Genomic DNA, 12,221 nt, shown 5'->3' with positions numbered 1-12,221 from the left:
GCTCGCCGCGGCCGGCATCCCGGCGCACCGTACGGCGCACATCTCCCGCGGGGAACAGGTACTAACGGCGTACGAGCCGGGCCGGCCGGTCCTCCCGGGCGGCGCTGCGGAAGCAGGAGAGGACGACCACGAAGGGCCACACCGACTGCACGGTCGTCACCGCGCGCTCGGCCACGCCGGCCATCCCGTGCTGGTGCAGTTCGATCATGAACCAGGCCGCACCCAGCGCCATCACGGCGGTGGCCCCGAGTGAGGGGACGGGACGCAGGGCCCAGGGGACGGCGTCCCCGGTACGGGCGGCCAGAAGGGGCCAGAGCGCGAGGACGGTGAAGCCGACGGCGGCCACCGAGCCGTGACCGAGGGAGCCGCCGCTGCTCGGCGCCGGGACCACGGCCACCGCCAGCGCCGACACTCCCCCGGCCGCCAGGGCCACCCGTCCGGGCGTCGCGGCCGGGCGCAGTCCCCAGGCGGTGAGCAGGTGACAGACGCCGAGGACGACGAACGCGCCCGTCATCACCCAGTAGCCCGAGGCGCCGGGGGCCGCCAGCACGCTGATCGTCTGCGCTGCCGGGTCGTAGGGGGACCCCTGGAGCGACGCCGCCACCAGCCAGCCCAGGATCAGGGCGACCGGGGCGCACCCCGACGAGACGAAGACCCATTTCGGTACAGATCGCACCGGAACACCGTAAAGGCGGCTCACTCTGTGCCCCGTGGGAGGCGTCCGCCTCGCGTGGCGTAGTCGCGGGGACCACCCGGCCCAGCGAGGCGCAGGATGGAAGCGTGCGGGTGCGCGGCGAAAGGTGACCGGTCATGGAGCTCACGCTGGTGGTGCTGATCATCGTCGTGGGGCTGACGTTCGACTTCACCAACGGCTTCCACGACGCCGCCAACGCGATCGCCACCTCGATCTCCACCCGGGCCCTGACGCCGCGCGTGGCCCTGGCGATGGCCGCGGTGATGAACTTCCTCGGCGCCTTCCTGGGCACCGAGGTCGCCCAGACCGTGGGCAAGGGCATCATCGGGGCACCCGAGGCGGTCTCGGGCCTGCTGCTGGTGCTGTGCGCGCTGCTCGGCGCCATCGGGTGGAACGTCTTCACCTGGTGGCGGGGGCTGCCGACCTCCTCCTCGCACGCCCTGATCGGCGGGCTGGTCGGCGCCGCGCTCGCCGCCTCGGCGACGGTGCACTGGTCCGGCATCCTGGACAAGGTCGTGCTGCCGATGCTGCTGTCCCCGCTGGTCGGTGTGGCGCTCGGCTACCTGCTCCACACGGCGATCCTGTGGCTGTTCCGCCGTGCCGCGCCCCGGCGCGTCATGCGGCGCTTCCGCATGGCGCAGACCGTCTCGGCCGCCGCCATGGGGCTGGGGCACGGGCTTCAGGACGCGCAGAAGACCATGGGCGTCATCGTGCTCGCCCTGGTCACGGCGGGCTGGCAGGACGACTTCTCCGTGCCGGTGTGGGTGATCGTCGCCGTGGCCCTCGCCATGGCCGCCGGTACGTACAGCGGCGGGCGGCGCATCATCACCACCCTGGGGCGGCGGATCGTGCACCTGGACCCGCCGCGCGGGTTCGCCGCCGAGACCTCCGCCGCGGCCGTCCTGTACGCCACCGCCTTCCTGGTGAAGGCCCCCATCTCCACGACGCAGACGATCACCGCGGCCATCCTCGGTGCCGGTGCCACCCGGCGGGCCTCGGCCGTACGCTGGCAGGTGGCGCGGTCCATCGTCACCGCCTGGGTACTCACGTTCCCCGGCGCGGGGATTCCCGCCGCCGCGCTCTATCTGTTCCTGCACGCCGTCACCGGCGTGTGAGGCCGGCCGGAGGCCGTCATGAGTCCTTCCTCCGTTCCTCCCCGGCCCGGGCCACCGGGCGGGACGGTGCCGGACGGCCTTCCGCTGCCCGGCCGTTTCGCCCATCTGCACCCCGGGGACGGCGCCTGCCTGATGGAGGCCGCCTCCCTCCTGTCGGGTGACCGGTTCACCGACGATCCGGCCGGGACGCATCCGGTGCTCGCGGCCTTGGCCCGCGCGGTCGACGACAGCGTCGGCGACGCCACCCGGTTCGCCCTGTGGCCGCTGGCGGCCGAGCTCGCCGACGCCCGCCCCGCGGACCGGGCCTTCGCGCCGCTGCTCGTAGGCTCGACGGTCGGCGCGGCCCTGCGGGTCCGCCCCGCCTCGCGGCGGCTGGCCCGGCGCGAGGCCGCGTGCCGCCGGCGGGCGGAGCGTCTGGCCCGCTCCCGCGCGGCCGGTCTCGCCGGCCGGCTCTCCGATGCGCTGTGGTGGCGCGGCCCGGGGCACCGGTGTCTCGAACACGCGGTGCGGGTGCTGAGCACCGCGCCCGACGCGGACCAGCGACTGTCCGGGCTGCTGCGGTGGGCGGTGGCCCGGGCCCGGGCAGGAACGGCGGCGCGGACCGGCTGCAACCGCTAGGAGGCGGGAGCCCGTCCTACAGGGCACCATGATCCCTCCCAGCACCGACGGCCCGTGGGCCGTACCGGCCGTCCGGCACCTGCTCGACTTCGCGTGGACGCAGACGCGGGCGTGCTCCTTCGCCATCGCCCTGCTGTCCGGCGTCGCCGTGTCCGCCCTGCTGCCCGGCCTGCCGGTCGCGCGGTACGACCTGCTGGTGGTCTACGGCGTGCTGCTCACGCTGCTGTACCGGCTGCGCGGCTGGGAGGACGGCCGGGACGTCGCCGTCATAACGGCCTGTCACGTCATCGGCCTGGCGTTCGAGCTGGTGAAGGTGTCGCTCGGCTCGTGGAGCTACCCGGAGCCCGCCGTGCTGAAGTTCGCCGGGGTGCCGCTCTACGGCGGGTTCCTGTACGCGGCGGTGGGCAGTTACGTCTGCCGGGCCTGGCACCTGTTCGACCTGGAACCGGTGCGCTACCGGCCGCGCGCGACGGCGGTGGTGGCAGCGGCGATCTACGTCAACTTCTTCAGTCACCACTGGCTGCCCGACGTGCGCTGGGTGCTGGCCGGGCTGCTGGTGGCGGTGACCACGGGGACGTGGGTGCGGTTCACCGTGCGGGGTGTGCGCAGGAGGATGCCGCTGGCTGTGTCGTTCGTGCTGATCGGGTTCTTCCTGTGGGTGGCGGAGAACCTCGCCACCCTCGTCGGCGCCTGGCGCTATCCGTACCAGCAGCACGGGTGGGAGCCGGTGGGGATCGAGAAGTTCGGCGCGTGGGCGCTGCTGATCAGCGTGACCTTCGTCCTGGCGGCTGCCGTACGGAGGCCACGCGCCGGTGGTGGAGTCGGCGACGCGCCCCCTAACTAAGTATCATCCTATGAACGCATTTTGACTGATTTACCTCGGAGGATCGTCACCGACCGTGGCCATCCTCGCCGGAGTGATCCATGGCCCGCACCGGCACGACCGACGACGGCGACGAGCTGCTGACCCGGCTCGGGGCCCTGACGGCCCAGGCACGCGCGCAGGCCGAGATGCAGCGCTCCCGCGTCGAGCTGGCGCTCGCGCTGCAACGCGGCATGCTCCCCCGGGACCTGCCCGTGGCGCGGCGGCTGCACCTGGCCGTGCGGTACACCCCCGCGTGCCAGGGCCTGAACGTGGGCGGCGACTGGTACGACGCCTTCACGCTCGGCGACGGCAGGATCGGGCTGTCCATCGGTGACGTCCAGGGCCACAACATCGAGGCCGCCGCCTTCATGGGGCAGGTGCGGGCCGGGCTGCGGGCCCTGGCCTCCGTCAGCAGTGAGCCGGGCGAGGTCCTGGCCCGCGCCAACGACCTGCTGCTGGCGCTCAACTCGGACCTGTTCGCCACCTGCACCTTCCTGCGGCTCGACCCCTGCGCGGGGGTACTGGAGAGCGCGCGGGCGGGGCACCTGCCCTGCGTCTGGGCCACCGCCGACGGGACGTCGGGCGTCACCGAGGACGAGGGCGGTCCCCCGCTGGGAGTCCTGGCGGGCATGTCCTACCCCGTGACCCGGTACGAACTCACCACCGGCGGCGTGTTCGTGCTGCTCACGGACGGTGTCGTGGAAGGACCCTCGATGCGGCTGGAGGAGGGCCTCGGCCAGGTGACGCGGCTGGCGGGCGTCGCTGCGGTGGCGGGCATGGACGTGGACGCGCTGGCCGCCGCCGTGATCAAGGGCGCCGAGCGGGTGGGGCACGACGACGACGCCGCCGTCCTGGTCGTCGGGCTCGACGGACCGGACGTGTCACACGCCGGGCAGGCGCGGGCTCCTCAGCCATAGGGCCGCACGGCCCCGCTCCCGTCTCGCCGTCACGGCGGCCCCGGTGTCTCATGGCTGCTGTGGTGGCTAGCCAGGATCTGCGCAAGCCGGCCGTCCTCGCTCTGCAGACGGCGGCCGTGGCCGCCTGCTACTACGGGTCCGGGCAGCTGGGCCTGCTGCGCGAGCTGGTCGTCGAGGGCGCGGTCGTCACCCCGATCTGGCCGCCCACCGGTGTCTCGGTCGCCTGCCTGCTGCTCCTCGGACCGCGCTGCTGGCCGGGGATCGCCCTGGGTGCCTTGTTCGTCATCATGTCCCTGACCTCCTTGTCACCGTCGGTGCTGGTCGTCCTGGCGGGCAACACGGCCGCGCCCGTGGTGGGCTACCTGCTGTTGCGCCGGGCGGGCTTCCGCACCGATCTCGCCCGGCTGCGCGACGGTCTCGCCCTGGTGTTCCTGGGCGCGTTCACCGCGATGCTGATCAGTGCGACGGTGGGCGCCGGTCTGCTGCTGGTCACGGACCGGATCGCCGGGGAGGGGTTCTGGGCCGTGTGGCTGGCCTGGTGGGTGGGCGACGCCATGGGCGTGCTGATCGTCACGCCGGTGGTGCTCCTGCTGGCCCGGATCCGCCGGCCGCTGCGGCTGACGCGCTGGAAGGAGGCCACCGGGCTGGCGGTCATCGTCTGCTGTGTCGTGCCGCTGGCCACGCACAGCCGGCTGAGTCTGCTGTATCTGGTGTATCCCCTGCTGATCTGGGCGGCTCTCCGTTTCCAGCTGGCGGGCAGCATGGTGTGCGCCCTGTTCGCGTCGGTCATGACCACGGTGGCGGCCACCGACCGGGTGGGACCGTTCGAGCGGCTCACCCGGGTGGAGGTGATGCTGAAACTGCAGGCCTTCAACGGGGCGATGGCCCTGACGGCGCTGATCCTGTCGGCCGTGATCACCGAGCAGATCCACACCCGGCGCTCGGTCGAGCAGGCGTGCCAGGAGCTGGTGGAGGTCCTGGAGCACCTCACCGCGGGCGACGCCATGGAGGGGCGGGCGCCCGTGGAGGAGAGCGGGCCGGGGCGGCGGCAGGACGAGTGAGGGGCGACGACCGGGCGGTCACCGCACCGTAGGGTGAGCCCCATGAGCGAGGTGGAGATCCTGCAGCTGCTGGTGTCGCCCGCGCACCGGCTGGCCGGACGGCCCGCCGACGGACCCGCTCCCGGCCCGGACGACGAGCGCGTCCCGCGGGTGGAGGTACGCGACGGCCTGGGCCTGGTCGGCGACCGCTACTACGCGCGGCCCGCGCACCGGAACGCGGCGGTGACCATGATGGCCGCGGAGAACCTCCCGCCCGGCGCCGACCTCCGGCACACCCGCCGGAACATCCTGCTCAGGGGCGTCGACATCGACGCGTACACCGGCACGACGGTCTCCCTCGACTGCGGCACCGGGCCGGTGGTGTTCGCGGTGCGGCGCCCGGCCCGGCCGTGTGCCTGGATGGACGTGACCGTCGGCCCCGGCGCGCAGCGGGCGCTGCGCGGCCGGGGCGGGGTGCGGTGCACGCCCCTGAGCGACGGAGTGCTCACGGTCGGCCCGGCGGTGTTCCGGGTCGTGACCGGGGCCGATGCCGCGTCCTGAGGAACCGGGGTCAGCGCGCCCCGGGCGCCGTGCGGATGGCGGCGATGTCGAACTGCAGCCGCACCTTCTCGCTCACCATGGCACCGCCCTCGGCCAGCCTGCTGTCGTACGTCAGGCCCCAGTCCGAGCGGTTGATGGTCGTGGTGCCGTCGAATCCGACCCGCTCGTAGCCGAACGGGTCGGTGACATACCCGATGTAGGTCATCTCGAGTACCACGGGCCGGGAGATTCCCTTGATGGTCAGCTCGCCGGACATGCGATACAGGTCGGCTCCGGCCTGTTCCACGCCGGTGCTGGTGAAACGCATCCGCGGATAGGCCGAGGCGTCGAGGAAGTCGCGCCCGACCAGGTGGGCGTCGCGCTGTTCCACCCCCGTGTCGACGCTGGCGGTGAAGAGCGTGATGTCGGCCCGTGACCGGGACGGATCGTGGGCGTCGAAGTAGAGCCGGCTCTCGTACTCCAGGAAACAACCGCGCACGGTGGTCACCATCGCATGCCGGACGGAGAAGCCGATCCTGCTGTGCGCGGGGTCGACGACCCATTCACCGGTGAGATCCGTCTGGCCCGGATCAGGCAGGACGGTGGTGGGGGAAGCCGGCGCGCCCATGGGGCGCTGTGGGGGGACGGCAGGCGCGTGCCGCCGGGACGGCACGACGCGGTTGAACAGATTCATGTTTCATCTAGGTACTTGAGTTTGGTTATTGCCGCAAGCCCCGTTCCGTTTTGCGGGTGTTGAGGACGAGCTCCCGGCCTGTTCTCACCACTGTTTTGCACAAAATCCACACACCGGGTTCGCGGGCGCACCACCGGAATACGCATCCGAAACCCCATGCTTTTTCATTCCGGTCATTTCGGGGAATCGGCCGGCGTCTCCTCGATCGCCAGGTCGTTGTCGACCGTGTAGTAAGGGCGCAGCACGGACCCTTCCGTGGTGATCGCCGGAAAGACGTGCACGTGCTTGCGGTCCGCCACGTCGTCGAGGAGACGGCCGAGCCGCACCGGCGGCGCCTCGGCGGCGGGCCGGACGAAGACGTCCCACACACGGCCGGCCGGGGCTGCGCTGTCCGCGAGGTCGCGCGGCCCGACGGTGAAGGAGAAGTCCCGCCCGTCGCCGTCGATCCGGGGGCGCACGTCCCGTACGGTGTCCGTGCCCCGCAGGCGCAGCCGCGCGGTGGCGCTCTCGTCCAGGTCCGTGCCGTGCAGGCGGGCGGCGACCGTGATCGTCCCGTCCGTGACCTGGAGGGAGCGGGCCTCCGCGTGGGCGGTGCGCAGCCAGGTCCGCAGGGCGAGGAAGCCGTCCTTGGTGACGTACGGGATCCGGACGGCCACCGGTGCGGGACGGTCACGCAGCTGTCCGTCGACGAGGGCGCGCAGGTCCCGCAGGCCGGGGCGCAGTCGCTGCGGGTCGGCTTCGGGTTCCGGCAGCAGGTACAGGTCCCAGCGGCCCTCCGCCAGCGCGGGGTGCGGTTCCAGTACGGCGTGCGGGCGGCCGTCGGCCGCGTCGGCTGCCAGGTCGAGGTGGAGCGGGGTCTGCTCGGGCCGGCCCTTGCGGGGACGCGGGCGCAGCAGCAGCCGGGGCCGGCCGTCCGGGACGGCGGTGAGCCGGAAGGTGATCCGGCCGTCCGCGTCGCTCGCGCAGTCGGCGCGCGGGATGGTGTCCTGGTGGGTGGTCATCGACGGCCCTTCCGTATCGCGCGCAGGGCGCCGGCGGCAGCGGCGTGGGCCGTGTCCCGGGCGGCGTGGACCCGGCCGGTCAGCGGGCTGCCGGTCCGGGAGGTCTCGGTGGCGGCCCGGCCCGTGGTGCGGGCGGCGACGGCCTCCTCCAGGATGCGTTCGGCCTGGGCGACGACCGGCCCGGGGGCGAAGCGGTGCGCGTTGCGCCGGGCGGCGGCGCCCATCCGGCGGCGCAGCTCGTCGTCGCCGACGAGCTGCAGGAGGGCGGCGGCCAGGGCGTCCCGGTCCCCCACCGGAACCAGCCGGCCGTCCACTCCGTCCTGGATGATCTCGCCGGGCCCGTAACGGCAGTCGGTGCTGACGACGGGCAGGCCGCAGCGCATCGCCTCGACGATCGTCATGCCGAACGGCTCGAAGTTCGACGTGGCCGCGCCGATCGAGCCCTTGACCCACTCGGACTCCATGGGGGTGGCGGCCCCCATCAGGAAGACGTTGTTCCACAGGCCGAGCCGCTCGACGAGCGCGCGCAGCGCGGGCTGTTCCTCGCCCTTGCCGTAGATGCGCAGCTGCCAGTCGGGGTACGCGGCCGCGACCGAGGCGAACGCCTCGATCAACAGGTCGTAGCGCTTGACCGGGACCAGGCGCCCGGCGGCGACGACGACCTTCGCGGTGCCGTCGGCGGGCGGCAGCACCGGGTCGGGGACGCTGTTGGGCAGGGCCTCGACGTGGACGCCGGGCAGCCACATCGTGCGCCGGTAGGCGGCGGCGTCCGCTTCGGTGACGGTGGTGACCACGTCGAGCCGACGGTAGGCGCGCCGCAGGACGGTGCGCAGCCGCGGCGAGTGGTTGTCCAGGGTGAGGTGCTCCTGGCCGACGCGTACGACGTGGCGCGGGGCCTGGTGGGCGATGTGCACGTTGAGGCCCGGGCGGGTGCCGATCACGACGTCGGCGTCGAGCGCGGCGAGGTGCTCGCCGATGCGCTGGTCGGTGAGCTCGCTGTACTGGCGGTGGCGGTACTCGGCCGCCGGGAAGATCCTCGCCGGTTTGCGGTGCAGGGGATGGTCCGCCTCCGTGCGGAGGTCCACCAGGGCCCGCAGCCGTACGCGGGGGTCGGGGGTGAGGTTGGGGTCCTCGCGGTGCCGCAGGGCGGAGACGATCTCGACCTCGTGCCGCGCGGCGAGCGCTCCGGCCAGGTTGAACGTGGTGGTGATCGTGCCTCCGATCCCGTAGGCATTGTGGATGAGGAAAGAGATCTTCATGGTGGCCTAGACGGGGCCAACGGGCGGACAGTTGTTCGTTGTTACCACTTCGTAGCTCTGTGGCCCGGCGAGGCCGGACCGGACGATTCCGGAATGATCTCGGACATAAGTGGTCTGGGCCATAGTGCTCCACCACCGGAGTGTGCGTAGCTTGATCTGTTTGCCCGCAGCAGCGTCGCGTCACGGGTGCACCGTCCTCGTCGATCCCCAGGAGAGCCATGCGCCCCCGAATAACCTCCGTCCCGCGCCCCAGGTCCCTGCCGCCCCTCGCCCTGGCCGGGGGCGCGCTGGCCGTGGGCGTGGGCGGTCTCTACCTGGGCGGGCTGCTGCTGACGGGCGGGGAGATCGACGCGGGGACGACCGTGCGCGGCGTGGGGATCGGGGGTCTGAGCCGGGCCGAGGCCGTGCGGAAGCTGGAGCGGCACCTGGACACCGCCGGGGCGCGGGCGCTGCCGGTGAAGGTGGGCGACCGCACCGGCACGGTCGACCCCCGGCGCGCCGGGCTCTCCTACGACGTCCCGGCGACCGTCGACCGGGCCGCGCGCACCGGCGCCGACCCGCTCAGCGTGTTCGGCGGGCTGTTCCGCTCCGGCGGGGCGATCGAGCCGGTGGTACGCCTCGACGAGGACCGGGCCCGGGACGCCCTGGGACGGCTGGGGCTGGACCGCGAGGTCAGGGACGGCGCCGTCGCCTTCGACGGCGGGCGCGTCGAGCAGGTCACGCCCCGCACCGGACAGGCACTGGACGTGGCGGCGGCGGTCGGCCCCCTGCGTGAGGCGTTCCGGCGCGGTGAGGCCGGCACGGTGACGGCCCTGCCCGTACGGGAGACCCGGCCGAAGGTCACGGCCGAGGAGGTGCGGCGCGCGGTGCGCGCATTCGCCGGGCCGGCCGTCTCGGGCCCGGTCACGCTCACCGCGGCCGGCCGGCGGATCACGGTCGGCCCCGAGGTGCTGGGCGAGCACCTGACGATGCGGCCGGACGACGACGGCACCCTGAAGCCGCGGCTGGACGCGAAAGCGCTGCGCGACGACCCGGCCGTGGCCGGGCCGCTGAACGGCGTCACGACCACGGCCAGGAACGCCACCCTGCGTCCGGACGGTGACCGGGTGGCCGTCGCCGAGGACGCCGTGCTCGGCCGGGAGATCACCGACAAGGCGCTCGGCAAGGCGGTGCTGCCCCTGCTCACGCGGACGGGCGAGGCCCGCACCGGCGCGGTCGACGTGCGCACGATCCGGCCCGAGGTGACCCGGGAGAACGCGGCGGAGCTGGGTCTGACGGAGACGATGTCCTCGTTCACGGTGAACTTCGAGCCCGCCGAGTACCGCACGAAGAACATCGGCCGGGCGGTCGAGCTGATCAACGGCTCCCTCGTGCGGCCGGACGAGACGTGGAGCTTCAACCGCACCGTCGGGGAGCGCACCGAGGCGAACGGCTTCGTCGAGGGCATCATCATCCTCGACGACCAGTTCACGAAGGCCTCCGGCGGCGGGGTCTCCGCCGTGGCGACGACGGTGTACAACGCGCTGTTCTTCGCCGGGGTCAAGCCCGTGGAGCACGGCGCGCACTCCTTCTACATCGAGCGCTACCCGGAGGGCCGCGAGGCGACGGTCGCCTGGGGCAGCCTGGACCTGCGGTTCACCAACGACTCGGGCAAGGCGATCTACATCCAGGCGGAGTCCACGGACACGTCCGTGACCGTGTCCTTCCTCGGCACCCGGAAGTACGACGAGATCAAGTCGGTCAAGGGCCCGCGCACCGAGGTGAAGAAGCCGGCGAAGAAGGTCAGCGACGACAAGGAGTGCGTCCCCCAGACCCCGCTGGAGGGGTTCGACGTCACGGTGGAGCGGGTCTTCTACGACGACGGCCGGGAAGTGCGGCGCGAGCCCTACCGCACGCACTACACACCGCGGGACGAGATCGTCTGCGAGTGATCCACTCGCCTCCCGCCCGGGCGTCCGCCGGATCCGGCACCCTCCCTTCTCGCTCAGGCCGTTGACCCGCCCCGGGGGCGCCAGCACAATGAGCGCGCAATTGAGAGCGCTCTCAAGGGGAGATCCATGACTGGCAGACAAGGCCCGGCGCTCAGCCGGCGTTCGCTCATCGGTGCCGGCCTCGGGGCCGCGGGCCTCGTCGCGGCCGGCTCCGGGCAGGCCGTCGCGGCCGGTCCCGCGGGCACCCGCCCGGCGTCGGCCCCCGCCCGCGGGCACGCCTTCCTCACCGCCGCCATGGACGCCTACCCCGACCACGGGGAGCTCCGCCTGACCCAGAGCTACACGGACCAGGCCGGCCTCTTCAGCACCGCGTTCACCTACGACAACGCCCTGGCCGTCCTGGCCCACCTCGCGACCCGCACCCCGGACGGACTGACCCGGGCCACGGCCCTGGGCGACGCCCTGCTCTACGCCCAGCTGCACGACCCGGCCCACGACGACGGCAGGCTCCGGCAGGCCTACAACGTCGGGCCGTACACCTTCTACGACGGCTCGCCGCAGCCCGACGGCTTCGTCCGGCCGGACGGCACCGTCAACGTCGGCACGCAGTTCGGCTTCACCGGCACGGCCGTGGGCGACATGGCCTGGGCGGGCATCGCGCTCAGCGCCCTGGCCCGCCGCACCGGGGCGCGACGCTTCCTCACCGGTGCCGTGCGGATCGGCGAGTGGATCGAGCGGACCGGCCGGACCGACGAACCGCTGGGCGGCTACAAGTTCGGCGTGGACGGGGCGAACCAGAGGCTGCCGTTCACCTCGACCGAGCACAACACGGACCTGATCTGCCTCTTCGGCCGGCTCGCCCGGCTCACCGGGGACCGGGTGTGGCGGGAGCGGCGGGGCCGGGCCGAGGCGTTCGTACGGCGGATGTGGGAGCCGGACGGCGGCTTCTTCTACACCGGCACGAACGACGGTGTGACGGTGAACAAGGCCCCGGTCCCCGAGGACACCCAGACCTGGACCCACCTCGCCTTCGGCCTTCGCACGCGCGGGTACGCGCGCTCACTCGACTGGGCCGCCGCCGAACTGGCCGTCGTCGATCACTCCGGCCGGCCCAACAGCACCGTGCCGCCGGGCCAGAACTACGAAGGGGTGACCTTCAGTTCGGCGAGCCTCGTGGCGAACGAGGACGCGCCGATCGCCGCCGGGCAGCCCAAGCCGGACCGCAACGGCGTGTGGTTCGAGGGAACGGCCCATCTCGCCCTCGCCCTGCGGGACCGCGGCGCACGCGGCGACGAGACGCGGGCCCGGCGGCTGCTCACCTCACTGGAACGGGCACAGGACCTGCTGGGCGGCGGCCAGACCGTCGGCGGCCGGGACCTGCCCGGGCGCGCCGGTGTGGTGTCCGCGAGCAGTCCGCTGGACACGGGGTTCGGCTTCGGTTACTACCCCTACCGGCACACCGGGGCGACCGCCTGGTACCTGATGGCGGCGCTGCGGTACAACCCGCTGCAGGCGTGAGCGGGCGGCCCGGTCCGCCGCCCCCTGCG

General features: G+C 73.1%; 12 protein-coding genes. 8 read left to right on the top strand and 4 right to left on the bottom strand.

All coding sequences use genetic code 11. The features are described from left to right. Positions 1-61: 61 nt before the first annotated feature. Complete coding sequence (locus ACF07N_RS24835; protein ID WP_392116699.1) at positions 62-676, bottom strand: DUF998 domain-containing protein; 615 nt, start codon at positions 674-676, stop codon at positions 62-64. 134 nt (positions 677-810) lie between these two features. On the opposite strand from ACF07N_RS24835, the gene ACF07N_RS24830 reads away from it, so the two are divergent. The 6 genes from ACF07N_RS24830 (at position 811) to ACF07N_RS24805 (ending at position 5,810) form a co-directional block, all read left to right on the top strand. Beyond that, positions 811-1,809: an anion permease gene (locus tag ACF07N_RS24830; RefSeq protein WP_383334616.1), complete on the top strand. Its 999-nt coding sequence runs from the start codon at positions 811-813 to the stop codon at positions 1,807-1,809. 18 nt (positions 1,810-1,827) lie between these two features. Continuing rightward, positions 1,828-2,427 carry a hypothetical protein gene (locus ACF07N_RS24825; RefSeq protein WP_392116696.1) on the top strand — a complete coding sequence of 200 codons (600 nt, stop codon included), beginning with the start codon at positions 1,828-1,830 and terminating at the stop codon, positions 2,425-2,427. Positions 2,428-2,455: 28 nt separating this feature from the next. Then, on the top strand, positions 2,456-3,271 hold the full coding sequence (locus ACF07N_RS24820) for a DUF817 domain-containing protein (protein WP_392116693.1): 816 nt from the start codon (positions 2,456-2,458) through the stop codon (positions 3,269-3,271). A gap of 80 nt (positions 3,272-3,351) precedes the next feature. Further along, positions 3,352-4,209 carry a PP2C family protein-serine/threonine phosphatase gene (locus ACF07N_RS24815; RefSeq protein ID WP_392116690.1) on the top strand — a complete coding sequence of 286 codons (858 nt, stop codon included), beginning with the start codon at positions 3,352-3,354 and terminating at the stop codon, positions 4,207-4,209. A 59-nt stretch (positions 4,210-4,268) separates the two neighbouring features. Next, complete coding sequence (locus tag ACF07N_RS24810) at positions 4,269-5,270, top strand: MASE1 domain-containing protein (RefSeq protein WP_392116687.1); 1,002 nt, start codon at positions 4,269-4,271, stop codon at positions 5,268-5,270. A 42-nt stretch (positions 5,271-5,312) separates the two neighbouring features. Further along, entirely contained in the window at positions 5,313-5,810 is a 498-nt protein-coding gene (locus ACF07N_RS24805; RefSeq protein ID WP_392116684.1) for a molybdenum cofactor biosysynthesis protein, read from the top strand. 10 nt (positions 5,811-5,820) lie between these two features. Here ACF07N_RS24805 and ACF07N_RS24800 read toward each other — a convergent pair whose 3' ends face one another. The 3 genes from ACF07N_RS24800 to ACF07N_RS24790 form a co-directional block, all read right to left on the bottom strand. Then, positions 5,821-6,483 (bottom strand): YceI family protein, encoded by a 663-nt coding sequence (locus tag ACF07N_RS24800; protein ID WP_392116681.1) that lies wholly within the window; start codon positions 6,481-6,483, stop codon positions 5,821-5,823. Positions 6,484-6,656: 173 nt separating this feature from the next. Beyond that, positions 6,657-7,484 (bottom strand): transferase, encoded by an 828-nt coding sequence (locus ACF07N_RS24795; protein WP_392116678.1) that lies wholly within the window; start codon positions 7,482-7,484, stop codon positions 6,657-6,659. Beyond that, positions 7,481-8,743, bottom strand: coding sequence for a glycosyltransferase (locus ACF07N_RS24790; RefSeq protein WP_383346325.1), 1,263 nt, complete (start codon positions 8,741-8,743; stop codon positions 7,481-7,483). Before ACF07N_RS24790 ends, ACF07N_RS24795 begins: the two co-directional genes overlap by 4 nt. A 218-nt stretch (positions 8,744-8,961) precedes the next feature. Here ACF07N_RS24790 and ACF07N_RS24785 point away from each other — a divergent pair, with 218 nt between their 5' ends. Together ACF07N_RS24785 and ACF07N_RS24780 are read left to right on the top strand one after the other, a co-directional pair. Next, entirely contained in the window at positions 8,962-10,674 is a 1,713-nt protein-coding gene (locus ACF07N_RS24785; protein ID WP_392116675.1) for a VanW family protein, read from the top strand. A gap of 126 nt (positions 10,675-10,800) precedes the next feature. After that, positions 10,801-12,192, top strand: a complete 1,392-nt coding sequence (locus ACF07N_RS24780) for a Tat pathway signal sequence domain protein (protein WP_392116672.1) — start codon at positions 10,801-10,803, stop codon at positions 12,190-12,192. The last annotated feature ends 29 nt before the right edge of the window (positions 12,193-12,221 follow it).

The organism is Streptomyces sp. NPDC015242, assembly GCF_043079125.1.
In the GTDB taxonomy this organism is placed as follows: domain Bacteria; phylum Actinomycetota; class Actinomycetes; order Streptomycetales; family Streptomycetaceae; genus Streptomyces.
This window is presented reverse-complemented; position numbering and strand designations above follow the sequence as displayed.

What these genes read in the sequence shown, in the direction of transcription:
- ACF07N_RS24830 (WP_383334616.1), top strand. Translation starts at nt 811, where the DNA reads ATGGAGCTCACGCTGGTGGTGCTGATCATCGTCGTGGGGCTGACGTTC.
- ACF07N_RS24825 (WP_392116696.1), top strand. Translation starts at nt 1,828, where the DNA reads ATGAGTCCTTCCTCCGTTCCTCCCCGGCCCGGGCCACCGGGCGGGACG.
- ACF07N_RS24820 (WP_392116693.1), top strand. Translation starts at nt 2,456, where the DNA reads ATGATCCCTCCCAGCACCGACGGCCCGTGGGCCGTACCGGCCGTCCGG.
- ACF07N_RS24815 (WP_392116690.1), top strand. Translation starts at nt 3,352, where the DNA reads ATGGCCCGCACCGGCACGACCGACGACGGCGACGAGCTGCTGACCCGG.
- ACF07N_RS24805 (WP_392116684.1), top strand. Translation starts at nt 5,313, where the DNA reads ATGAGCGAGGTGGAGATCCTGCAGCTGCTGGTGTCGCCCGCGCACCGG.
- ACF07N_RS24800 (WP_392116681.1), bottom strand. Translation starts at nt 6,483, where the DNA reads ATGAATCTGTTCAACCGCGTCGTGCCGTCCCGGCGGCACGCGCCTGCC.
- ACF07N_RS24795 (WP_392116678.1), bottom strand. Translation starts at nt 7,484, where the DNA reads ATGACCACCCACCAGGACACCATCCCGCGCGCCGACTGCGCGAGCGAC.
- ACF07N_RS24790 (WP_383346325.1), bottom strand. Translation starts at nt 8,743, where the DNA reads ATGAAGATCTCTTTCCTCATCCACAATGCCTACGGGATCGGAGGCACG.
- ACF07N_RS24785 (WP_392116675.1), top strand. Translation starts at nt 8,962, where the DNA reads ATGCGCCCCCGAATAACCTCCGTCCCGCGCCCCAGGTCCCTGCCGCCC.
- ACF07N_RS24780 (WP_392116672.1), top strand. Translation starts at nt 10,801, where the DNA reads ATGACTGGCAGACAAGGCCCGGCGCTCAGCCGGCGTTCGCTCATCGGT.